Origin of the sequence: Pseudomonas sp. 9Ag, assembly GCF_902506445.1 — a bacterium.
Taxonomy (GTDB): domain Bacteria; phylum Pseudomonadota; class Gammaproteobacteria; order Pseudomonadales; family Pseudomonadaceae; genus Stutzerimonas; species Stutzerimonas stutzeri_AB.
Genome location: NZ_LR733836.1, coordinates 3,722,541 through 3,746,149, shown reverse-complemented (window position 1 = coordinate 3,746,149; position 23,609 = coordinate 3,722,541). Strand labels below are relative to the sequence as shown.

At 56.7% G+C, this 23,609-nt stretch carries 18 protein-coding genes and 4 tRNA genes; 19 read left to right on the top strand and 3 right to left on the bottom strand.

What is annotated here, in order from left to right; all coding sequences use genetic code 11:
• Positions 1-6 precede the first annotated feature (6 nt).
• The 3 genes from tssC to tssA are packed head-to-tail and all read right to left on the bottom strand — an operon-like array spanning position 7 to position 3,613.
• Positions 7-1,485, bottom strand: a complete 1,479-nt coding sequence (gene tssC / locus ALTERO38_RS17085; RefSeq protein ID WP_159969093.1) for a type VI secretion system contractile sheath large subunit — start codon at positions 1,483-1,485, stop codon at positions 7-9.
• A gap of 25 nt (positions 1,486-1,510) precedes the next feature.
• Positions 1,511-2,017, bottom strand: coding sequence for a type VI secretion system contractile sheath small subunit (gene tssB, locus ALTERO38_RS17080; RefSeq protein ID WP_019340452.1), 507 nt, complete (start codon positions 2,015-2,017; stop codon positions 1,511-1,513).
• A 33-nt stretch (positions 2,018-2,050) separates the two neighbouring features.
• Complete coding sequence (tssA, locus tag ALTERO38_RS17075; RefSeq protein WP_159969092.1) at positions 2,051-3,613, bottom strand: type VI secretion system protein TssA; 1,563 nt, start codon at positions 3,611-3,613, stop codon at positions 2,051-2,053.
• 664 nt (positions 3,614-4,277) lie between these two features.
• On the opposite strand from tssA, the gene birA reads away from it, so the two are divergent.
• The 19 genes from birA to fusA all read left to right on the top strand — a co-directional run bounded on the left by birA (position 4,278) and on the right by fusA (position 23,595).
• Complete coding sequence (gene birA, locus ALTERO38_RS17070; protein WP_148926964.1) at positions 4,278-5,243, top strand: bifunctional biotin--[acetyl-CoA-carboxylase] ligase/biotin operon repressor BirA; 966 nt, start codon at positions 4,278-4,280, stop codon at positions 5,241-5,243.
• A complete protein-coding gene (locus ALTERO38_RS17065) occupies positions 5,233-5,973 on the top strand; it encodes a type III pantothenate kinase (protein WP_159969091.1) in 741 nt (246 codons plus the stop codon). The genes birA and ALTERO38_RS17065 overlap by 11 nt, the downstream gene beginning before the upstream one ends.
• A 10-nt stretch (positions 5,974-5,983) precedes the next feature.
• Complete coding sequence (locus tag ALTERO38_RS17060) at positions 5,984-6,646, top strand: SPOR domain-containing protein (protein ID WP_159969090.1); 663 nt, start codon at positions 5,984-5,986, stop codon at positions 6,644-6,646.
• A 140-nt stretch (positions 6,647-6,786) separates the two neighbouring features.
• Positions 6,787-6,871 (top strand) — tRNA-Tyr (locus ALTERO38_RS17055).
• A 25-nt stretch (positions 6,872-6,896) separates the two neighbouring features.
• Positions 6,897-6,970: transfer RNA gene (locus tag ALTERO38_RS17050), tRNA-Gly, on the top strand.
• 24 nt (positions 6,971-6,994) lie between these two features.
• A tRNA-Thr gene (locus ALTERO38_RS17045) sits at positions 6,995-7,070 on the top strand.
• An 83-nt stretch (positions 7,071-7,153) separates the two neighbouring features.
• A complete protein-coding gene (gene tuf, locus ALTERO38_RS17040) occupies positions 7,154-8,347 on the top strand; it encodes an elongation factor Tu (RefSeq protein WP_025240334.1) in 1,194 nt (397 codons plus the stop codon).
• A gap of 52 nt (positions 8,348-8,399) precedes the next feature.
• A tRNA-Trp gene (locus tag ALTERO38_RS17035) sits at positions 8,400-8,475 on the top strand.
• A gap of 42 nt (positions 8,476-8,517) precedes the next feature.
• Positions 8,518-8,886 (top strand): preprotein translocase subunit SecE, encoded by a 369-nt coding sequence (gene secE, locus ALTERO38_RS17030; RefSeq protein ID WP_148926961.1) that lies wholly within the window; start codon positions 8,518-8,520, stop codon positions 8,884-8,886.
• Positions 8,887-8,895: 9 nt separating this feature from the next.
• Entirely contained in the window at positions 8,896-9,429 is a 534-nt protein-coding gene (gene nusG, locus ALTERO38_RS17025; RefSeq protein ID WP_019342058.1) for a transcription termination/antitermination protein NusG, read from the top strand.
• 111 nt (positions 9,430-9,540) lie between these two features.
• Positions 9,541-9,972, top strand: a complete 432-nt coding sequence (gene rplK, locus ALTERO38_RS17020; protein WP_102838134.1) for a 50S ribosomal protein L11 — start codon at positions 9,541-9,543, stop codon at positions 9,970-9,972.
• Positions 9,972-10,667, top strand: a complete 696-nt coding sequence (rplA, locus tag ALTERO38_RS17015) for a 50S ribosomal protein L1 (RefSeq protein WP_102838133.1) — start codon at positions 9,972-9,974, stop codon at positions 10,665-10,667. The genes rplK and rplA overlap by 1 nt, the downstream gene beginning before the upstream one ends.
• Positions 10,668-10,877: 210 nt before the next feature.
• A complete protein-coding gene (gene rplJ, locus ALTERO38_RS17010) occupies positions 10,878-11,378 on the top strand; it encodes a 50S ribosomal protein L10 (RefSeq protein WP_102838132.1) in 501 nt (166 codons plus the stop codon).
• A 77-nt stretch (positions 11,379-11,455) separates the two neighbouring features.
• Positions 11,456-11,824 carry a 50S ribosomal protein L7/L12 gene (gene rplL, locus ALTERO38_RS17005; protein ID WP_102838131.1) on the top strand — a complete coding sequence of 123 codons (369 nt, stop codon included), beginning with the start codon at positions 11,456-11,458 and terminating at the stop codon, positions 11,822-11,824.
• A gap of 221 nt (positions 11,825-12,045) precedes the next feature.
• The gene (gene rpoB / locus ALTERO38_RS17000) at positions 12,046-16,116 is read left to right on the top strand and encodes a DNA-directed RNA polymerase subunit beta (protein WP_159969089.1); all 4,071 of its coding nucleotides are present in this window, start codon (positions 12,046-12,048) and stop codon (positions 16,114-16,116) included.
• Positions 16,117-16,181: 65 nt separating this feature from the next.
• The gene (gene rpoC, locus ALTERO38_RS16995; protein ID WP_102838129.1) at positions 16,182-20,381 is read left to right on the top strand and encodes a DNA-directed RNA polymerase subunit beta'; all 4,200 of its coding nucleotides are present in this window, start codon (positions 16,182-16,184) and stop codon (positions 20,379-20,381) included.
• Between the two features lie 140 nt (positions 20,382-20,521).
• Positions 20,522-20,893, top strand: a complete 372-nt coding sequence (gene rpsL / locus ALTERO38_RS16990; RefSeq protein ID WP_025240342.1) for a 30S ribosomal protein S12 — start codon at positions 20,522-20,524, stop codon at positions 20,891-20,893.
• Between the two features lie 98 nt (positions 20,894-20,991).
• Positions 20,992-21,462, top strand: a complete 471-nt coding sequence (rpsG, locus tag ALTERO38_RS16985; protein WP_045430600.1) for a 30S ribosomal protein S7 — start codon at positions 20,992-20,994, stop codon at positions 21,460-21,462.
• A 30-nt stretch (positions 21,463-21,492) separates the two neighbouring features.
• The gene (fusA, locus tag ALTERO38_RS16980) at positions 21,493-23,595 is read left to right on the top strand and encodes an elongation factor G (RefSeq protein WP_102838128.1); all 2,103 of its coding nucleotides are present in this window, start codon (positions 21,493-21,495) and stop codon (positions 23,593-23,595) included.
• Positions 23,596-23,609: the final 14 nt, after the last annotated feature.

The window sequence follows — 23,609 nt, the reverse complement described above, 5'->3', positions numbered from 1 at the left end:
GGATGCTTATTCCTTGTCCAGCTTGCCAACCAGGGACAGGGTGAAATCGGCACCCATGTACTTGAAGTGCGGACGCACGTTCAGGCTAACGCGGTACCAGCCCGGCTCACCCTCGACATCGCTGACGACCACTTGCGCGGCGCGCAGCGGACGACGGCTACGGACTTCGGAGCTTGGATTCTCCTGGTCAGCTACGTACTGGCGGATCCACTTGTTCAGTTCTAGCTCCAGGTCGGTGCGCTCTTTCCAGGCGCCGATCTGCTCGCGCTGCAGCACTTTGAGGTAGTGCGCCAGGCGGTTAACGATGAACAGGTAGGGCAGCTGGGTGCCGAGCTTGTAATTGAGCTCAGCGTTCTTGCCTTCTTCGCTGTTGCCAAAGAACTTCGGCTTCTGTGTGGAATTGGCCGAGAAGAACGCAGCGTTATCACTGCCCTTGCGCATGGTCAGGGCGATGAAGCCTTCATCGGCCAGTTCGTATTCACGACGGTCGGAGACGAGGACTTCAGTTGGGATCTTTGTTTCGATCTCACCCATGCTTTCAAAATGGTGCAGGGGGAGGTCCTCGACCGCGCCGCCGCTCTGTGGGCCGATGATGTTCGGGCACCAGCGGAACTTGGCGAAGCTGTCGGTCAGACGGCTAGCAAACGTGTAGGCGGTGTTGCCCCACAGGTAATGCTCGTGGCTGTTGGCTACGTTTTCCTTGTAAACGAAGGATCTGACCGGGTTGTCTTCCGGATCGTAGGGGTTGCGCAGCAGGAAGCGTGGAACGGTCAGGCCGACGTAACGGGCATCTTCCTGCTCGCGGAAGCTCTGCCATTTGGCAAACTGCGGGCCTTCGAAGTGATCCTTCAGGTCCTTGAGGTCCGGCAGACCCGTGAAGCTTTCCAAGCCGAAGAACTTCGGACCGGCCGCGGCGATGAAAGGCGCGTGGGACATGCTGGCAACCGACGCGACGTACTGCATGGTCTTGATGTCAGGTGCGCTCGGATCAAAGAAGTAGTTGGCGATAAGCGCGCCGACCGGCTGGCCGCCAAACTGGCCGTACTCAGCAGTGTAGATGTGCTTGTACAGGCCGGATTGAACGACTTCCGGGCTGTCTTCGAAATCGTCGAGCAGGTCCTGCTTGGACGCGTTGAGAACCTCGAGCTTGATGTTCTCGCGGAAGTTGGTGCGATCGACCAGCAGCTTGAGGCCGCGCCAGGAGGATTCCAGCGCCTGGAATTGCTGGTGGTGGAGAATCTCGTCCATCTGACGGCTGAGTTTGGCGTCGATTTCCGCGATCATGCGGTCGACCATGGCCTTTTTGACTGGCTCGTGTTCGTTCTGTGGCTTGAGCAGTTCTTCGATGAAGGCCGACACGCCGCGCTTGGCGATGTCATAAGCCTCGTCATCGGGGGTCAGTTTGGTTTCGGCGATGATGCGGTCGAGGATGCCTAGCTCGGCTAGGTTTTTGCCGCTTTCGACGGCTGCTGCATTGATGCTCATTGTGTTGGCTTTCCTTGTCGGAGATTCAGGCGTCCAGTTGTTCTTTCGCGGCGAGGCCCAGCTCACCGAGTACGCGGTCGCGCGAGACGTCATCGGCTAGCACGCTTTCGATCGCTTTGCGGAAGGCCGGGGCGTTGCCCAGCGGGCCTTTGAGTGCGACCAGCGCGTCGCGCAGTTCCATCAGCTTCTTCAGTTCCGGAACTTGCTCGACCAGGTTGGCCGGGTTGAAGTCCTTCATCGAGTTGATGTTCAGCTGCACGGCCAGCTCTTCGTCGGTGGGCTCATCCTGCAGGCGGTTTGGCACCGAGAAGGTGAGGTTCAGCTCCTGCTTGGCCAAGACTTCGTCGAAGCTGTTCTTGTCGATGGCGATCGGCTTGCGGTCTTCGATCTTGCGGTCGTCAGGGCGCTGAGTGAAGTCGCCGAGCACCATCAATTTCAGTGGGAGCTCCAGCTCTTCCTGAGCGCCGCCGGTCGAGGGCTTAAAGGTGACATTGATGCGTTCTTTTGGGGCTACCGAGCCTTCTTTGGCCATGGGTCTTCTCCTTTGCGTTTACGGCCCGGGGGCCTAATCGAGTACCACTTCGAGATCGAGGTGGCACAGCCTGCGGTAAATCTCATCCTTGCTTTCACGCACGGCGTGGTTCTGCGGCAGCAGCTCGCAGCAGCTATGCAACAGACGCAGCACCTCGAGGGCGAGATCGGGTTCCCAATCGCCGAGGCCTGTGGCCTGCAGCGTCTGATCGAGCGATTCGAGCTGGGTTTTGGCCAGGTCGTATTTTTTGGCCTGAAAGCACAGGCGGGCCAACGTCAGTTGCCAGAAGAAACGCTCACGCCCACCTCGTGCCTGGTTAAGCCCGAGCTTGAGCTTTTGTACGGCGCTCTTGAGGCCGTCCTTGCGCAGGTGTGGCAGAACGTCTTGAAGCGCTTCTTCCCAGGCGGGCGTCGTACCGCTCTGGTTGCTGATCGATTCGCTCGGTGCCTGTGACGGTTGTACGTGCGGCATCACTCGAGCGCTGATCCAGGCGCGGGTTTCGGCATCGGCGAAAGGGGCGCCATCATGAAAACGCAGCTCGTCGAGGCCCGGCATGCGTTGCAGGAACAGCGCGAGCTGGATTTCAACCTCCCGCATCGCCTGTTCTGCGTCGAGCTCGTTCAAGCATTCCCAGGCCAGGCGTTGACCGTCGAGCCAGAAAGGGGCCCGCGCTATGCTCGTCTCCAGATCTGTTAGCAGATCAGCATAGAGCCCTTGTGCGAAACGCTCGCGATAGCTGGCAAGCTTGTCTGCCGGGACGCCGCGTAGGGCAGTAATCTGCTCGGCGTTACGCTCCGGCAGGATGTCGATCGGCAGCCATAGCAGCGTACGCGCCAGACGAAGCGGCTTCAGGTCGGTAGCTTTCTGCTTAAGCCACCAGCTGCACAGTGGGCGTGCCTGGTCTTGCAGGCTACGCAGGCTTTTGTGCGCGTCCTTTTCATGCTCGACTAGTGCAATTGAGTTAAAGACCTGAGCAGCGGCTTGTTTGACCTGGGCTATGGCTGTGCCGACGGGCCCCTGGTGTGGATGGGCATTGCCGGCACGCTTAACCATTTCGTCGAGCCGTCGGCAGAGAGGCAGAAGCAAAGGGGCCTGCGTGCCTAGATGGCTAGCAAGGCAGTTCTCAAGATTTCGTAGTTCAATTGCAACCTGTTCGAACAACGAGAGCTGCTCGCCCATCGGAACATGATCTGCCAGCACCTGCTCCAGGCGTGGCACCAGCCAGCTGATGGCTGCTGCTCGAGTGCGTGGTTTAAGAGGATGGATTTCGTTCCAGTGATCTCGGCACAGGCGGCCGACCATGGCGAGACCGGCATGGAGCCCAACGAACGAATCCTGCTGATACAAGCTCCAGGTGAGCCAAGACGCTAGTTTTAGGTCTTTAGTCCTTGTCGCTAAGAGATGTTCGCTGCCATTACGAATGACTTCCCAATCTACAGCCCCTGCGACGTGAACAGAGGAAGCTTTGCCTAGCTCTTGCTCAAGTATTTCGTACTCGGGCGCGTAGCGAGCGTCTTCGCCTGCGAACGAGCCTGCTGCTATGGGCGAGTTGGCTAGCTCAAGATAGCGAGCTGCCAGCTGGGTAGAGAACGTCATTCCATGACTCAACTGGTTCCAGCAGGCAGCTAAGCTGCATTGCTGGGCGCTTCATGCGCGGTAATTGCGGCGTATATGTACGCCTTGAGGTGCGCATCCTAGGCGTGGCCTCTCGCGGTGACTGTGAAGTGGTTTCCAACTAACGGTGTGCTGGCCCTTTTGTCCGGCTATGAATGTCCAATATGTGTAGCAGTTAACTGCTCAGCAGGTTTTTGCGGCGAACCTTAACGGCCAACGGTGGTCTGCCGTGCCTCTTCTAGCATCGCCATTACTCCATGTCGTATGCCTCTATATAAGGATGGCTTCATGGGGGCTGTGTCAGAAATACGTGGGCAGTGAAAAACCCAAAACAACCGTTGACGTGAGAATCTGAGTGCCTATAATGCGCACCTTCTCCGGCGCAGGCCTTTAGCGAAACCTCTTGTAAATCAAGAAGTTATCGAAAATAAAGGCTTGCACGGATGGCGAATTCGCCGAACTCAGTAGTGAAACGACGCATCGCCGATGGTAGTGTGGGGCTTCCCCATGTGAGAGTAGGTCATCGTCAAGCTTCTACACCAAACCCCCGATCTTCGTAAGAGGATCGGGGGTTTGTCTTTGAGTGCAATAAAATCGATGTACCTTGGCGCTGGCGGTCTTAATTTCACCGCTTGAAGGAGGGGGTATGAATAACTTGCTACGGTTACTCAGTGACGGTCGCTTTCATTCCGGCGAAGAGCTAGGGCTTGCTCTTGGTGTAAGTCGGAGTGCAGTCTGGAAATATCTGCAGCGATTCGAGAGTGACTGCGGCCTAGAACTATTCAAAGTGCCCGGGAAGGGTTATCGCTTAGCAGAGCCGCTTTCGCTATTAAATTACGAAGACAGTTTCGCTGTAGCGGATCGCCTTGGCTGGCGGCTCTATCTGCTCGAGACTACCGACTCTACTAATGCTGAGGCGTTAAGGTTGCTACAGTCGGGCGTTCCAGCGCCGTTTGTGGTAATGGCGGAGGGGCAAACTGCAGGGCGAGGCCGAAGAGGGCGCGAATGGGCGAGTCCTCCCGCTCAGAATATCTATTACAGCTTAGCGTTGAAGGTTTCAAACGGTATTCAGGGCCTATCTGGATTGAGCCTGGTCGTTGGTCTGGCTGTACTACGTGCTCTTCGCCGCTTAGGTGTTGAAGGTGTGGGGTTAAAGTGGCCAAACGATGTATATGCGGACGGTAGGAAGATCGCTGGCATTCTGATTGAGTTAAATGGTGATCCGGCAGACGCATGTCATGTGATTATTGGAATTGGGGTGAATGTAAACATGAGGCCAGGATCCCTGAACATCGGCCAGCCTTGGACGACTGTGCGGGAACAGACGGGGCGCTTGGCGAGTCGCGCTGACCTGTCGCAGTTTCTCAGTGAGTCCATGTATCACTATATAGGCAGGCACTCCCGTGAAGGCTTCTCCTCGTTGCGAGAGGAGTGGGAAGCAAACAATATCTGGTACGGTAAGAGCTGTGTCTTAAGTACCGGCGCCCAGCAGGTTAAGGGTGTAATGAATGGTATTGATGAGCAGGGGGCGCTGCGCCTATGGATCGAAGGGCGCGGAGAGCAGTGCTTTAGTGGTGGGGAATTAAGCTTGAGGCTCGATCATGATTCTTGAACTGGATTGTGGCAACAGCCTCATTAAGTGGCGCGTGATATCGGCTGCAGATGGGTCGTTGCTAGCCTCCAGTGTCACGAGCCAAGCGGCTGACCTGGCGCAGGAGTTGCTGGTCCATGGTGTCGGAAAAATTACTCGCTGCCGCTTGGTCAGTGTCAGGAGCGAAGAGGAAATCTGTGCGCTGGTAGATGTTCTATCTAGTGCATTGGGAGTGGAGGTGTTGAGGGTGTGCCCGGCCAAGGACGTCGCTGGGGTTACAAATGGTTATCGGGACCAGGGCCGCTTGGGGCTGGACCGTTGGTTGGCAATCATCGCTGCGTATGGCATGTGCCAAGGGCCGTGCCTGATCATCGACTTGGGTACTGCCGTCACCGTAGATTTGGTGGCCTGTGGGGGTGTTCACCTTGGTGGTTATATAGCGCCAGGCATCGCGCTTTTACGTGGTCAGCTGGTTGCGCATACACGTCGCATCCAGTACGAGCCTGCTGAGACTTCCGTTGCGTTGGGTGCCATTACACCAGGTAGAAGCACTGCTGAAGGTGTCGAGCGGGGTTGTTTGATCATGTTGCGAAGCTATGTCGCCAGTCAGATTGGCCTAGCTGAAGATCAATTAGGAAAAGACTTCACCATCTATGTTACCGGGGGAGATGCAGCGCTGGTTGCAGACCTTCCCGGGGTGAGATGTGTGCCGGATCTGGTTTTCAGGGGGCTCGCGATAGCCTGCCCCTAAAGAGGTATCCATGCGCTGGCTTTTAATGCTGCTGGTAGTGCTGAATCTCCTGTTTTACCTCTATAACCTTAACCAGCGATCTCCGCTCGTTGAGGGGGAGGTAAAAACGGCTCGTGCTTCTTCTGGGGCGGATCTAAAGCTGCTTAGCGAAACTAAGTCACTAGCGCCCCGTGTGTCTTCAAATGACGAAGACGCTGGCTGTCTATTTCTCGGTGGTTTCGATCAGGAGTCGATGGCGCTGGCCATTGAGCAGCGTTTACTGAGCCGGGACATCGATTCTCGCGTCAAGTCTGTCGATGAGGCTGCGGGCATCGATTACTGGGTATATTTGCCGCCACTGGTATCCCGGCAGGCATCTCTCCGTCAGTTGAGAGAGCTACAGTCCCGCAATATAGACAGCTATATAATCACGGTAGGCGATCTTTCTAACGGGATTTCCTTGGGGATATTCTCCCGCAAAGACTCGGCTGAAAGCGTTGTAAGCCGTCTTCAGGGGATTGATTATGCTGCGTCGATCCGCGAGCTGCCGAGAACCCATCGCAGCTATTGGGTGCAGGTGGCAGGAGCGCGACAGCATCTTCTTGGCGAGCCGTTGCTTCGCGATCTCATGAGAGATTTTCCTGAACTTGAGCATCAACAAATGCCCTGCTCAAGCATTGCAAACTTAGAATAGTTCTCATAGAATGGCGCCCGCTCCGCAGCTGAGCCTTTATGGCTGGTGGTGGGGCAACTGTAGTGCAAGCTAACCTCAGGATTTTATTGAGAAAAAGCTTGACAGTGCAGATGAGGGCATTGAAAATGCGCCCTCGTTTTGGAGGGGTTCCCGAGCGGCCAAAGGGATCAGACTGTAAATCTGACGTCATCGACTTCGAAGGTTCGAATCCTTCCCCCTCCACCAGTTTTCAGCGTCGGCTCAGGCTAGCGCGGGTATAGTTTAGTGGTAGAACCTCAGCCTTCCAAGCTGATGATGCGGGTTCGATTCCCGCTACCCGCTCCAAGTTTGTATCGCGCAACATGATGCGCTCATGTAGCTCAGCTGGTAGAGCACACCCTTGGTAAGGGTGAGGTCAGCGGTTCAAATCCGCTCATGAGCTCCAATCTCAAAGGCAGATATGTATATATCTGCCTTTGTTTTAATGGTGGCGTGACTAGCTCAATTCAACGATGGGAGACGGTCTCGATGGCTAAAGAAAAATTCGAACGTAACAAACCGCACCTGAACGTCGGTACCATTGGTCACGTCGACCATGGCAAAACCACGCTCACCGCAGCGCTGACCAAGGTCTGTGCTGAAACTTGGGGCGGCTCTGCGCGTGACTTCTCGCAGATCGACAACGCGCCGGAAGAGAAGGCTCGTGGTATCACCATCAACACCTCCCACGTTGAATATGATTCCTCGATCCGTCACTACGCCCACGTTGACTGCCCAGGCCACGCTGACTATGTGAAGAACATGATCACCGGTGCTGCGCAGATGGACGGCGCGATCCTGGTTTGCTCCGCAGCTGACGGCCCCATGCCGCAGACGCGTGAGCACATCCTGTTGTCTCGTCAGGTTGGCGTTCCTTACATCGTTGTCTTCCTGAACAAGGCGGACATGGTGGATGACGCTGAGCTGCTTGAGCTGGTTGAGATGGAAGTGCGTGACCTGCTGTCGACCTACGACTTCCCGGGTGACGACACTCCGATCATTATCGGTTCTGCGCTGATGGCGCTGAATGGTCAGGACGACAACGAAATGGGCGTATCGGCCGTGCGTAAGCTGGTCGAAACTCTGGACAGCTACATCCCAGAGCCTGAGCGTGCCATCGACAAGCCGTTCCTGATGCCAATCGAAGACGTGTTCTCGATCTCCGGTCGCGGTACCGTTGTGACTGGTCGTGTTGAGCGCGGTATCGTCAAAGTTCAGGAAGAAATCGAAATCGTTGGTATCCGTGCCACGACCAAGACTACCTGCACCGGTGTTGAGATGTTCCGTAAGCTGCTCGACGAAGGTCGTGCAGGTGAGAACGTCGGCGTGCTGCTGCGTGGTACCAAGCGTGATGACGTCGAGCGTGGTCAGGTTCTGGCCAAGCCGGGCACCATCAAGCCGCACACCAAGTTCGAAGGCGAAGTCTACGTACTGAGCAAGGAAGAAGGCGGCCGTCACACTCCGTTCTTCAAAGGCTACCGTCCGCAGTTCTACTTCCGTACTACTGACGTCACCGGTAACTGCGAACTGCCAGAAGGCGTTGAGATGGTAATGCCGGGCGACAACATCAAGATGGTTGTCACCCTGATCGCTCCGATCGCCATGGAAGATGGTCTGCGCTTCGCGATTCGCGAAGGCGGCCGTACCGTTGGTGCCGGCGTGGTTGCCAAGATCATCGAATAATCGATTGATCTGATCTATTCGGGCCGGCATAATAGTCGGCCTGACTCTTGTTAGGCCAGTAGCTCAATTGGCAGAGCGGCGGTCTCCAAAACCGCAGGTTGGGGGTTCGATTCCCTCCTGGCCTGCCAAATTCAATATCGAGTTTGGCAGTATTTACAGGGTTCTAGCAGATGAATGTCAAAGCAGAAGCCAAAGACTCGCGCTTCGATCTGGTGAAGTGGCTTGTTGTGGCTGCTTTGGTGGTCGTGGCTGTGGTGGGTAATCAGTATTATGCCGCCGAGCCTATTCTGTACAGAGTTCTTGCTCTGCTCGTGTTTGCTGTTGTCGCTGCCTTTGTGGCGCTGCAGACGTCTAAAGGTCGTTCTTTCTTCATTCTTTTGAAAGAAGCGCGAGTCGAGATCCGAAAAGTCGTCTGGCCGACCCGTCAAGAAACCACTCAGACCACACTTATTGTTGTTGCGGTCGTGCTGGTGATGGCGCTGCTGTTGTGGGGGCTCGATTCCCTGCTCGGTTGGCTGGTTTCCATGATTGTAGGTTAAGGGTGTCCCGTGGCTAAGCGTTGGTACGTCGTTCATGCTTACTCGGGTTACGAGAAGCACGTGATGCGCTCGCTGATCGAGCGCATCAAGCTTGCCGGCATGGAGGATCATTTCGGCGAGATTCTTGTTCCCACTGAAGAAGTGGTCGAGATGCGTAACGGTCAGAAGCGCAAGAGTGAGCGCAAGTTCTTTCCGGGTTACGTTCTTGTTCAGATGGATATGGCAGAGGGCGCTTGGCACCTGGTAAAGGATACGCCGAGAGTGATGGGCTTCATTGGTGGTACCGCTGACAAGCCCGCGCCGATCACTGACAAGGAAGCAGAGGCTATTTTGCGTCGCGTTGCAGACGGTAGCGATAAGCCGAAGCCGAAGACGCTGTTTGAGCCCGGCGAGGTCGTGCGTGTTGCTGATGGTCCGTTTGCTGATTTCAATGGTGTTGTCGAGGAAGTCAACTACGAGAAGAGTCGCATCCAAGTTGCGGTGCTCATCTTTGGTCGTTCAACACCGGTAGAGTTGGAGTTCAGTCAGGTCGAAAAGGTCTAGCTGAAATAGAATCCCGTACCCCGCAGCTGATGGCTGCGGGGTTTTGTTGTCACTGGGATATTCAAGTGAGCAGGGGAGCCGAAAGGCGTTAGCACCCAGAATGGAGTATTTATGGCTAAGAAGATTCAAGCTTATATCAAGCTTCAGGTAAAGGCCGGTCAGGCCAACCCGTCGCCGCCAGTTGGCCCAGCATTGGGTCAGCATGGTGTCAACATCATGGAATTCTGTAAGGCGTTTAACGCTCGTACTCAAGGCCAGGAGCCAGGTCTGCCAACACCGGTAATCATTACCGTATATAGCGACCGCAGCTTCACATTCGAGACCAAGAGTACGCCAGCTGCAGTTCTGCTGAAGAAGGCTGCTGGCATCAGCAGTGGTTCTGCTCGCCCGAATACTCAGAAAGTCGGCACTGTTACCCGTGCTCAACTTGAAGAGATAGCGAAGACCAAGAATGCCGATTTGACCGCTGCTGATCTGGATGCGGCTGTGCGCACCATTGCCGGCTCTGCCCGCAGCATGGGCCTGAACGTGGAGGGTGTGTAATGGCTAAGCTGACCAAACGCCAGAAGACTTTTGCTGAAAAAATCGAAGCGGGCAAGCAGTACTCGTTCGAGGATGCCGCCACTTTGTTGGCTCAGCTGTCCGCAGTAAAGTTCACCGAGTCCTTCGATATCGCTATCAACCTCGGTGTTGATCCGCGTAAATCCGACCAGGTTGTGCGCGGCGCTACCGTTCTGCCTAACGGCACCGGCAAGACCGTTCGCGTCGCCGTGTTCACGCAAGGGCCGGCCGCAGAGGCTGCTCTGGCTGCAGGTGCTGATCGCGTTGGTATGGATGAACTGGCTGCCGAAATGAAAGGCGGCGACCTGAACTATGACGTCGTTATCGCTTCGCCGGATGCCATGCGCGTAGTTGGCCAGCTGGGTCAGATCCTTGGTCCTCGCGGCCTGATGCCAAACCCGAAGGTCGGTACCGTGACGCCAGACGTTGCGACTGCCGTAAAGAACGCGAAGGCCGGTCAGGTGCGCTTCCGTACTGACAAGAACGGTATCATTCATACATCGGTCGGCAAAGTTGGTTTCGAAGCTGGTCAGTTGAAGCAGAACGTCGAAGCGCTGCTCTCGGACCTCAAGCGTCTGAAGCCGTCCACTTCCAAAGGTATCTATGTCAAGCGCGTCACCCTGAGCACCACCATGGGTCCAGGCTTGATCATCGATCAGGCGTCGCTCGAGGCGTAAGGCATATTGCGCCCTGCTTGGCAGGGTGCGACACATTGGGGTCCCTGCCTGGCGGGGGCTATCCAAGACCGTAGGCGACGGAAGTCTTAAACAGTAGAAGCTCTGCTTTTTCAAGCCTACGCAGAGGTGCTCCCGATTCGTACCGAATCAGACACCAAAACCCGTCCAGTTTCGATTGGGCGAACCGGTAACATCCAGGAGTAAGAACCCGTGGCAATCAAACTCGAAGACAAGAAAGCCATCGTCGCTGAAGTCAACGAGGCTGCCAAAGCTGCCCTGTCCGCTGTCGTGGCCGATGCCCGTGGCGTGACTGTGTCGGCCATGACCGGACTCCGTAAAGAGGCCCGCGAGGCTGGTGTATATGTGCGTGTAGTACGTAATACCCTGCTGCGCCGCGCTGTTGAAGGCACTCAGTACGATGTGCTCAATGACGTGTTCAAAGGCCCGACCCTTATTGCTTTCTCCAATGAACATCCGGGCGCTGCTGCTCGCATCTTCAAGGAGTTTGCCAAGGGTCAGGATAAGTTCGAGATCAAGGCAGCCGCATTTGAAGGTCAGCTCATAGCAGCCAACCAGATCGACGCTTTGGCAACTCTGCCGACCTATGATGAGGCGATTTCCCAGCTGATGAGCGTGATGCAAGGCGCTACCAGCAAGCTGGCTCGTACATTGGCGGCCGTTCGCGACCAGAAAGAAGCAGCCGCGGCCTAACTCGCGCGCAGCATTTTTCGATTTTCTTTTGAATTAGATGGCCGCAGGCCGTCAACCATATACAGGAATTTAGAGTCATGGCTCTGACCAACGAAGACATCATCAACGCCGTTTCTGACATGTCCGTGATGCAGGTTGTTGAACTGATCAAGGCAATGGAAGAGAAGTTCGGTGTGACCGCTGCAGCTGCTACCGTCGCTGCTGCCGGCCCGGCTGCTGCCGCTGCTGAAGAGCAGACTGAATTCAACGTCATGCTGCTGGAAGCTGGCGAAAAGAAAGTAAACGTGATCAAGGCAGTTCGCGAGCTGACCGGTCTGGGCTTGAAAGAAGCCAAGGCAGTCGTTGATGGCGCCCCTGGCGTGGTCAAGGAAGGCGTTTCCAAGGACGAAGCCGAAGCTGCTAAGAAAGCCCTGGAAGAAGCAGGCGCTAAAGTCGAGCTCAAGTAAGCGCGACCTTGCGTCTACAGCCGAAGCAACTCGCGTAAGGCTGATGGCTGGTGGCTTTTGCCACCGGCCTTTTTCCGTTATAGCTGCCTGTTGAGTATTCGGCAGTTTGAACGGAAGACAACCGCTCCGGTGGGCGGTGCGAATCACAGGATTCGCAAGATTTTCTGGCTGCTCCCGTCGGGAGAGGCCAAACAAGCAGGTGACCAAGCTGGGGAACGCTGATGGCTTACTCATACACTGAGAAAAAACGAATCCGCAAGGACTTTAGCAAGTTACCGCACGTGATGGACGTGCCGTATCTTTTGGCCATCCAGCTGGATTCGTACCGCGAATTCCTGCAGGCGGGAGCGACCAAGGATCAATTCCGCGATATTGGCTTGCATGCAGCCTTCAAATCCGTTTTTCCGATAATCAGCTATTCCGGCAATGCGGCGCTGGAGTACGTCGGCTATCGCCTGGGCGACCCGGCCTTTGACGTAAAGGAATGCGTGTTGCGCGGCGTGACTTTTGCCGTACCGCTGCGGGTAAAGGTTCGCCTGATCATCTTTGATAAAGAATCGTCCAGCAAAGCGATCAAGGACATCAAGGAACAAGAAGTCTACATGGGGGAAATTCCCCTGATGACCGAGAACGGTACCTTCATCATCAACGGTACCGAGCGCGTTATCGTGTCTCAGTTGCACCGTTCTCCAGGTGTCTTCTTCGATCACGATCGTGGCAAGACCCACAGCTCCGGCAAGTTGCTGTATTCCGCGCGTATCATTCCGTATCGTGGCTCGTGGCTGGACTTCGAGTTCGATCCGAAGGACGCGGTTTTCGTGCGTATCGACCGTCGCCGCAAGCTGCCTGCCTCGGTGCTTCTGCGAGCGTTGAATTACGGCACTGAAGAAATCCTCGACGCGTTCTACGACACCAACGTGTTCCACGTTAAGGGCGAAGCGCTAAGCCTTGAGCTGGTTCCGCAGCGTCTGCGCGGCGAAATCGCCTCGTTCGATATCACCGACGAGAACGGGAAAGTGATCGTTGAGCAGGGTCGCCGCATTACCGCGCGCCATATCAATCAGCTCGACAAGTCTGGTATCAAAGCGCTCGACATGCCTATGGACTACGTCCTAGGGCGCACCACGGCGAAGGCTATCGTGCATCCGGCGACTGGAGAAATCATTGCCGAATGCAACACCGAGCTGACCGTAGAAGTGTTGGCCAAACTGGTCAAGGCACAGGTTGTTCGGTTCGAGACCTTGTATACCAACGATATCGATTGTGGTCCGTTCATTTCAGACACGCTGAAAATCGATTCGACAACCAACCAGCTCGAAGCGCTGGTCGAGATCTATCGCATGATGCGTCCTGGCGAGCCGCCAACCAAGGACGCTGCCGAGACGCTGTTCAACAATCTGTTCTTCGCATCAGAACGCTACGATCTGTCGGCCGTTGGCCGGATGAAGTTCAACCGTCGTATCGGTCGTACCGAGATCGAAGGTTCGGGCGTTCTCAGTCGCGAAGACATCGTTGCAGTATTGAAGACGCTGGTCGACATTCGTAACGGCAAAGGTGTAGTCGACGATATCGACCACCTGGGTAACCGTCGCGTCCGCTGTGTTGGCGAGATGGCTGAGAATCAGTTCCGTGTCGGCTTGGTGCGCGTAGAGCGTGCGGTCAAGGAACGTCTGTCGATGGCCGAAAGCGAAGGCTTGATGCCGCAGGATCTGATCAACGCGAAGCCGGTTGCGGCGGCGGTGAAGGAATTCTTCGGCTCCAGCCAGCTGTCACAGTTCATGGACCAGAACAACCCGCTGTCGGAGATCACGCACAAGCGTCGTGTCTCCGCGCTCGGCCCGGGCGGTCTGACCCGTGAGCGCGCAGGCTTTGAAGTGCGCGACGTACACCCGACCCATTACGGCCGTGTGTGCCCGATCGAGACCCCGGAAGGTCCGAACATCGGCTTGATCAACTCGTTGGCTGCGTATGCCCGTACCAATCAGTACGGCTTCCTGGAAAGTCCGTACCGCGTTGTGAAGGAAGGCGAAGTCACCGACGAGATCGTGTTCCTGTCGGCGATCGAAGAAGCGGACCATGTGATCGCGCAGGCCAGCGCCAAGCTGGACGGCCGCAAGTTGGTCGACGAGCTGGTTGCTGTTCGTCATCAGAACGAATTCACGGTCAAGGCGCCGGAAGACGTGACCCTGATGGACGTATCGCCAAAGCAGGTCGTATCCGTTGCTGCTTCGTTGATTCCATTTCTCGAGCACGACGACGCCAACCGCGCGTTGATGGGCTCGAACATGCAGCGTCAGGCCGTACCGACGCTGCGTTCGGATAAGCCGCTGGTCGGCACCGGGATGGAGCGCAACGTAGCTCGTGACTCCGGCGTTTGTGTTGTTGCTCGTCGTGGCGGCGTGATCGATTCGGTCGACGCAAGCCGTGTGGTCGTGCGTGTGCATGATGCGGAAGTTGAAACCGGTGAAGCCGGTGTCGACATCTACAACCTGACCAAGTACACCCGCTCCAACCAGAACACCTGCATCAACCAGCGTCCGCTGGTGAGCAAGGGTGATGTGGTCGAGCGCGGCGACATCATGGCAGACGGTCCGTCCACTGACATGGGCGAGTTGGCGCTCGGGCAGAACATGCGCGTCGCGTTCATGCCCTGGAACGGCTACAACTTCGAAGACTCGATCCTCCTGTCGGAACGTGTGGTTCAAGAAGACCGTTTCACCACCATCCACATTCAGGAACTGACTTGCGTTTCTCGTGACACCAAGCTCGGCCCAGAAGAGATCACGGCGGACATTCCGAACGTGGGCGAAGCTGCGCTGAACAAGCTGGACGAGGCGGGCATCGTTTACGTTGGTGCTGAAGTAGGCGCTGGCGACATTCTGGTAGGCAAAGTCACGCCAAAAGGCGAAACCCAGCTGACGCCAGAAGAAAAGCTGCTACGTGCCATCTTCGGTGAGAAGGCTTCTGACGTTAAGGACACCTCCCTACGCGTGCCGACCGGCACCAAGGGTACTGTCATCGACGTTCAGGTGTTCATTCGTGACGGTGTTGAGCGTGACTCCCGTGCGCTGGCTATCGAGAAGATGCAGCTAGACGAGATCCGCAAGGACCTCAACGAAGAGTTCCGTATTGTCGAAGGTGCGACATTTGAACGCCTGCGCTCCGCTCTTGTTGGCGCGACTGTCGAGGGTGGTGCCGGTCTCAAGAAGGGCGCCGTCATCACTGACGAGATGCTCGACGGTCTTGAGCATGGGCAGTGGTTCAAGCTGCGCATGGCCGAAGACGCACTGAACGAGCAGCTGGAAAAGGCGCAGGCCTATATTTCCGACCGCCGTCAGCTTCTCGATGATAAGTTCGAAGACAAGAAGCGCAAACTGCAGCAGGGCGATGACCTGGCGCCAGGCGTACTGAAGATCGTCAAGGTTTACCTGGCGATCAAGCGTCGCATCCAGCCGGGCGACAAGATGGCAGGTCGTCACGGTAACAAAGGTGTCGTCTCGGTCATCATGCCGGTTGAAGACATGCCTCACGATGCCAACGGCACGCCTGTAGACATCGTGTTGAACCCGCTGGGCGTACCTTCGCGTATGAACGTCGGTCAGATTCTCGAAACGCACCTGGGCCTTGCCGCCAAGGGTCTGGGCGAGAAGATCAACCGCATGCTGGAAGAGCAGCGCAAGGTCGCGGAGCTGCGCAAGTTCCTGACTGAGATCTACAACGAGATCGGTGGCCGTCAGGAAAATCTGGACGAGTTTAGCGACCAGGAAGTGCTGGATCTGGCCAAGAACCTGCGCGGTGGCGTGCCCATGGCGACCCCGGTATTCGATGGTGCCAAGGAGCGCGAGATCAAGGCCATGCTGAAGCTGGCGGATCTACCGGAAAGCGGCCAGATGCAGCTGTTCGATGGTCGGACGGGGAACAAATTCGAGCGTACGACCACTGTCGGTTACATGTACATGCTCAAGCTGAACCACCTGGTCGACGACAAGATGCACGCGCGCTCCACTGGTTCCTATAGCCTGGTCACCCAGCAGCCGCTGGGTGGTAAAGCGCAGTTCGGTGGTCAGCGTTTCGGGGAGATGGAGGTCTGGGCCCTGGAGGCGTACGGTGCCGCCTACACCCTGCAGGAAATGCTCACGGTCAAGTCGGACGACGTGAACGGGCGGACCAAGATGTACAAGAACATCGTGGACGGCGATCACCGTATGGAGCCCGGCATGCCGGAATCCTTCAACGTGTTGATCAAAGAGATCCGCTCGCTCGGTATCGACATCGATCTGGAAACCGAATAACCACGCACCGCCTAAGCGGCGCCCGGCATCAGCCGGGTGCCGCCGGTCCGTGAGGAGGAAAGGCCTTGAAAGACTTGCTGAATCTGTTGAAAAACCAGGGTCAAATCGAAGAGTTCGATGCCATCAAGATTGCATTGGCTTCGCCCGAGATGATCCGTTCCTGGTCCTTTGGCGAGGTCAAGAAGCCAGAGACCATCAACTACCGTACGTTCAAGCCCGAGCGTGATGGCCTGTTCTGCGCCAAGATCTTTGGCCCGGTCAAGGATTACGAGTGCCTGTGCGGAAAGTACAAGCGCCTCAAGCATCGTGGCGTGATCTGCGAGAAGTGCGGTGTGGAAGTCGCTTTGGCGAAGGTTCGTCGTGAGCGCATGGCGCACATCGAACTGGCTTCCCCAGTTGCTCATATCTGGTTCCTAAAGTCGCTGCCGAGCCGTATCGGCCTGCTGCTGGACATGACCCTGCGTGACATCGAGCGCGTGCTCTATTTCGAGAGCTACGTGGTGATTGATCCGGGCATGACCACGCTTGAGAAGGGCCAGCTGCTCAATGACGAGCAGTACTTTGAAGCGCTGGAAGAATTCGGTGACGATTTCGACGCCCGTATGGGTGCCGAGGCTGTGCGCGAGCTGCTGCACGAAATCGACCTGGAACACGAGATCGGTCGCCTGCGCGAAGAGATTCCGCAGACCAACTCGGAAACCAAGATCAAAAAGCTGTCCAAGCGTCTGAAGCTGATGGAAGCCTTCCATGGATCGGGCAACCTGCCGGAGTGGATGGTGCTTACCGTTCTGCCGGTATTGCCGCCGGATCTGCGCCCGCTGGTTCCGCTGGATGGTGGCCGCTTCGCGACTTCGGATCTAAACGATCTGTATCGCCGGGTGATCAACCGTAACAACCGTCTCAAGCGCCTGCTCGATCTGTCGGCGCCCGACATCATCGTGCGCAACGAAAAGCGCATGCTGCAGGAAGCCGTTGACGCGCTGCTGGACAATGGTCGTCGTGGTCGCGCCATCACTGGCTCGAACAAGCGTCCGCTGAAGTCCTTGGCCGATATGATCAAGGGCAAGCAGGGTCGTTTCCGTCAGAACCTGCTCGGCAAGCGTGTGGACTACTCCGGTCGTTCGGTTATTACCGTTGGCCCGACCCTGCGCCTGCATCAGTGCGGTCTGCCGAAGAAGATGGCCCTCGAGCTGTTCAAGCCGTTCATTTTCGGCAAGCTGGAAATGCGTGGCATGGCGACCACCATCAAGGCCGCCAAGAAGATGGTCGAGCGTGAACTGCCGGAAGTTTGGGACGTCCTCGCTGAGGTCATCCGCGAACATCCCGTGCTGCTCAACCGTGCACCCACGCTGCACCGTCTCGGCATCCAGGCTTTCGAACCGGTCCTGATCGAAGGCAAAGCCATCCAGCTGCACCCGTTAGTCTGCGCCGCTTACAACGCCGACTTCGACGGTGACCAGATGGCCGTTCACGTGCCGCTGACGCTGGAAGCCCAGCTCGAAGCGCGCGCGCTGATGATGTCGACCAATAACATCCTGTCACCGGCCAACGGTGAGCCGATCATCGTTCCATCGCAGGACGTGGTTCTGGGTCTGTACTACATGACCCGTGAAGCCATCAATGCCAAGGGCGAAGGGCGGGTATTCGCTGACCTGCAGGAAGTCGACCGCGTGTTCCGCGCTGGCGAGGCGTCGCTGCATGCCCGCGTCAAGGTGCGCATCAACGAGACCATCAAGGATCGCGACGGCTCGATCACCAAGAACACTCGCATCGTCGACACCACTGTCGGCCGCGCGTTGCTGTTCCAGGTGGTTCCGGCCGGCTTGGCATTCGACGTGGTCAACCAGCCGATGAAGAAGAAGGCGATCTCCAAGCTGATCAACCTGTGCTACCGCACGGTCGGCCTGAAGGACACAGTCATCTTTGCCGACCAACTGATGTATACCGGCTTCGCCTACTCGACCATTTCCGGTGTTTCCATCGGTGTGAACGATTTCGTAATCCCTGACGAGAAGGCACGCATCATCGATGCCGCCACCGAGGAAGTGAAAGAAATCGAGTCGCAGTACGCCTCCGGCCTGGTAACCCAGGGCGAGAAGTACAACAAGGTTATCGACCTCTGGTCGAAAGCCAACGATGAAGTCTCCAAGGCGATGATGGCCAACCTCTCGAAAGAGAAGGTCATCGATCGTGACGGTAACGAGGCCGAGCAGGACTCATTCAACTCGATGTACATGATGGCCGACTCTGGAGCGCGGGGTTCTGCTGCCCAGATCCGCCAGCTGGCCGGTATGCGTGGTCTGATGGCCAAGCCGGACGGCTCTATCATCGAGACGCCGATCACCGCGAACTTCCGTGAAGGTCTGAACGTACTCCAGTACTTCATCTCCACTCACGGTGCTCGTAAAGGTCTGGCGGATACCGCTCTGAAGACGGCCAACTCCGGTTACCTGACCCGTCGTCTGGTTGACGTGGCGCAGGATCTGGTGGTTACCGAGGTCGACTGCGGTACCGAGCAGGGCCTGTTCATGACGCCGCACATCGAGGGCGGCGACGTGGTCGAGCCGCTGGGCGAGCGCGTGCTGGGTCGTGTCATTGCGCGTGATGTACTCAAGCCGGGCAGCGAAGAAGTACTGGTTCCAGCTGGAACATTGGTTGACGAGCAGTGGGTTGACTTCATTGAGCTCAACAGCATTGACGAAGTTGTGGTTCGCTCGCCGATCAGCTGTGAAACCCGCTATGGCATTTGCGCCAAGTGCTACGGCCGCGATCTTGCTCGCGGGCATCAGGTGAACATCGGTGAGGCAGTGGGCGTTATCGCTGCGCAGTCGATTGGTGAGCCGGGTACTCAGCTGACGATGCGTACTTTCCACATCGGTGGTGCGGCCAGCCGGACCTCCGCGGTCGACAACGTCATGGTCAAGAATGGCGGCACCATCCGCCTGCATAACCTGAAGCACGTCGAGCGTGCTGACGGCGCGCTGATTGCGGTGTCCCGTTCCGGTGAGCTGGCGGTTGCTGACGACTTCGGTCGTGAGCGCGAGCGTTACAAGCTGCCTTACGGCGCCGTTATCTCCATTAAGGAAGGCGACAAGGTTGACGCGGGCGCGGTCGTGGCCAAGTGGGATCCGCACACTCACCCAATCGTCACCGAGATGAAGGGTGTCGTGACCTTCGTTGGCATGGAGGAAAACATCACCATCAAGCGTCAGACCGATGAGCTCACCGGCCTGACCAACATTGAAGTGATGGATCCGAAGGATCGCCCAGCCTCGGGCAAGGACATTCGTCCTGCGATCAAGATGGTGGATGCGAATGGCAAGGAACTGTTGCTGCCAGGAACAGATGTTCCGGCTCAGTACTTCCTGCCAGCCAACGCTTTGGTCGGTGTGGCGGACGGTGCCGAGATCAATGTGGGTGACGTTATTGCACGTATCCCGCAGGAAACCTCGAAGACCCGTGACATCACCGGTGGTCTGCCGCGCGTCGCCGACCTCTTCGAGGCGCGTCGTCCGAAAGAGCCGTCGATCCTGGCTGAAATCAGCGGCACCATCTCCTTCGGTAAGGAAACCAAGGGCAAGCGTCGCCTGGTTATCACGCCGACCGATGGTACCGATCCGTACGAAGAGCTGATTCCGAAATGGCGTCACCTCAACGTGTTCGAAGGTGAGCAGGTGAACAAGGGTGAGGTTATCTCGGACGGCCCGAGCAACCCGCACGATATCCTTCGTCTGCTGGGCGTGAGCGCGCTGGCCAAGTACATCGTCAACGAGATTCAGGACGTGTACCGCTTGCAGGGCGTGAAGATCAACGACAAGCACATCGAGACCATCCTGCGTCAGATGCTGCGCAAGGTCGAAGTGGCGGAGTCCGGTGATTCGAGCTTCATCAAGGGTGACCAGATGGAACTCACCCAGGTGCTGGAGGAGAACGAGCGTCTCTCTGCGGATGACAAGTTCGGTTCGAAGTACATCCGTGTACTCCTCGGCATCACCAAGGCCTCGCTGTCTACCGAGTCGTTCATTTCGGCGGCATCGTTCCAGGAAACCACCCGCGTCCTCACCGAGGCTGCGGTGACTGGCAAGCGCGATTATCTGCGCGGGCTGAAAGAGAACGTGGTCGTGGGTCGCCTGATCCCGGCCGGTACCGGTCTTCAGTATCACAGCGAGCGCAAGCGCAAGCGTGATGCTGAAAAACCGGTTCGCGTGAGTGCCGATGAAGTAGAAGCGGCGCTGACCGAGGCGCTCAATTCGAGCGGTAGCTGATTGGCGGTCTGCCCCGGCGTAAGTCGGGGCGCGCCTTGACGGTGGACAGGAAGCTCTTTAGACTCTTGTACCCCTAATTTGGCGGGGCCTTGCGCTCTGCCATTTTCGTTTGTGTCGAAAGACAACAGTGGAGCTAGTAGATGGCAACGATCAACCAGCTGGTACGCCAGCCGCGCAAGCGCGTCGTCGAGAAAAGCGACGTACCTGCGCTGCAGAACTGCCCGCAACGCCGTGGCGTGTGCACTCGTGTGTACACCACCACGCCAAAGAAACCGAACTCTGCACTGCGTAAAGTATGCCGTGTTCGTCTGACCAACGGTTTTGAAGTCGCCTCCTACATCGGTGGTGAAGGTCACAACCTGCAAGAGCACAGCGTCGTGCTGATCCGTGGCGGTCGTGTAAAAGACCTTCCCGGTGTTCGCTACCACACCGTGCGCGGTTCGCTGGATACCTCCGGTGTCAAGGATCGTAAGCAGGGCCGTTCCAAGTACGGCACCAAGCGTCCGAAGTAATCAGTATTTTTATTTATTTGAGTCGATAAGAGTAAGGTCGGGCGTAACCTCGTCGTTATCGTCCCGGGCTAACCTGAAGACCGTTTGAGGGCTTATCAATGCCAAGACGTCGTGTAGCAGCCAAGCGCGAGATCCTTGACGATCCGAAGTACGGAAGTCTGATCCTCGCCAAGTTCATGAACCACGTGATGGAAAGCGGCAAGAAGGCCGTAGCTGAGCGTATCGTTTATGGGGCCTTGGAAAAGGTCAAGGAACGCAAGAACAGCGATCCCCTGGAAATCTTCGAAAAAGCACTCGACGCCATCGCTCCGCTGGTCGAAGTGAAGTCCCGCCGCGTAGGTGGTGCGACTTACCAGGTTCCGGTCGAAGTTCGTCCGTCCCGTCGTAACGCGCTGGCCATGCGCTGGCTGGTAGATGCTGCGCGTAAGCGTGGTGAGAAATCCATGGCCCTGCGCTTGGCGGGTGAGCTGTCGGATGCATTTGAAGGTAAAGGCGCTGCTGTGAAGAAGCGTGAAGACGTGCACCGTATGGCTGAAGCCAACAAGGCCTTCTCGCACTACCGCTTCTAATTTTCAGCGTCATCAACTTGCGAGGGCTTTATGGCTCGTACTACCCCGATTAACCGCTACCGTAACATTGGTATCGTCGCTCACGTGGATGCTGGTAAAACCACCACCACTGAGCGCGTCCTTTTTTACACCGGCGTAAACCATAAAATGGGCGAGGTGCATGACGGCGCCGCGACCATGGATTGGATGGTGCAGGAGCAGGAGCGTGGTATCACCATCACCTCTGCTGCCACTACCGCTTTCTGGGCTGGTTCCGAGAAGCAGTTCGACAAGCATCGTTTCAATATCATCGACACTCCCGGTCACGTTGACTTCACCATCGAAGTTGAGCGCTCGCTGCGCGTACTCGATGGTGCGGTCGTTGTGTTCTGTGGTACTTCGGGTGTTGAGCCGCAGTCGGAAACCGTTTGGCGTCAGGCTAATAAGTACGGTGTTCCGCGCTTGGTCTATGTCAACAAGATGGACCGTGCAGGCGCCAATTTCCTGCGTGTGGTTGCGCAGATAAAGCAGCGTCTGGGCCATACTCCCGTCCCGATTCAGCTCGCCATTGGTGCAGAAGATAACTTCCAGGGCCAGATTGATCTGGTCAAGATGAAAGCTATCTACTGGAACGATGACGACAAGGGCATGACCTTCCGTGAGGAGGAGATCCCTGCCGAGCTTCAAGATCTGGCTGATGAGTGGCGCAGCAATATGGTCGAGGCTGCTGCCGAAGCGACCGAGGAGCTGATGAACAAATACCTCGAAGGTGAAGAGCTCACCACCGAGGAAATCAAGTCTGCTCTGCGTCAGCGCACAATCGCTGGTGAAATCGTTCTCGCTGTCTGTGGTTCGTCGTTCAAGAACAAGGGTGTTCCTCTGGTTCTCGATGCGGTTATCGATTATCTCCCTGCGCCAGCTGACATTCCGGCGATCAAGGGTACCGATATCGATGACGAAACCATCGAGATGGAGCGTCACGCGGATGACGCTGAGCCGTTCTCTGCGCTGGCGTTCAAGATCGCGACCGACCCCTTTGTTGGTACGCTGACCTTCGCTCGCGTTTATTCGGGTGTCCTGAACTCCGGTGACGGTGTTCTGAACTCGGTGAAAGGCAAAAAAGAGCGTGTCGGTCGTATGGTGCAGATGCATGCGAACAGCCGCGAAGAGATCAAGGAAGTTCGCGCCGGTGACATCGCTGCCCTGATCGGCATGAAGGATGTCACTACTGGTGACACGCTCTGCGCTTTGGATAAGCCCATCATTCTGGTGCGCATGGACTTCCCTGAGCCGGTTATTTCGGTGGCGGTTGAGCCGAAGACCAAGGATGACCAGGAGAAGATGGGGATCGCGCTGGGCAAGCTTGCCCAGGAAGATCCCTCGTTCCGCGTCAAGACTGATGAAGAGACCGGTCAGACCATTATCTCGGGTATGGGTGAGTTGCACCTCGATATTCTCGTCGACCGTATGCGTCGTGAGTTCAACGTCGAAGCCAACATCGGTAAGCCGCAGGTTTCTTATCGTGAGAAGATCACGAAGTCCTGTGAGATCGAAGGCAAGTTCGTTCGCCAGTCTGGCGGTCGCGGTCAGTTCGGTCACTGCTGGGTGCGCTTTGCGCCAGCAGATGAGGGTCAAGAAGGCCTGCAGTTCGTCAATGAGGTAGTTGGTGGTGTTATTCCGAAGGAATACATCCCTGCTATTCAAAAGGGCATCGAAGAGCAGATGAAGAACGGCGTCGTCGCCGGCTATCCGCTGATCGGCCTGAAGGCGACCGTGTTCGATGGCTCCTACCATGACGTCGACTCCAATGAGATGGCGTTCAAGGTTGCGGCTTCCATGGCGACCAAGCAGCTGTCCCAAAAGGGCGGCGCCGTAGTGCTTGAGCCGATCATGAAGGTCGAGGTGGTAACGCCTGAGGACTACATGGGTGACGTGATGGGCGACCTTAACCGTCGTCGCGGTCTGATCCAGGGTATGGAAGATACGGTATCCGGCAAGGTCATTCGTGCCGAGGTTCCGCTGGGTGAGATGTTCGGTTATGCAACCGACGTCCGCTCCATGTCTCAGGGTCGCGCCAGCTACTCCATGGAATTCTCGAAATACTCTGAGGCTCCGTCGAACATCGTCGAAGCTATCGTTAAAAAACAAGGTTGATTCAGCCCTTTAAG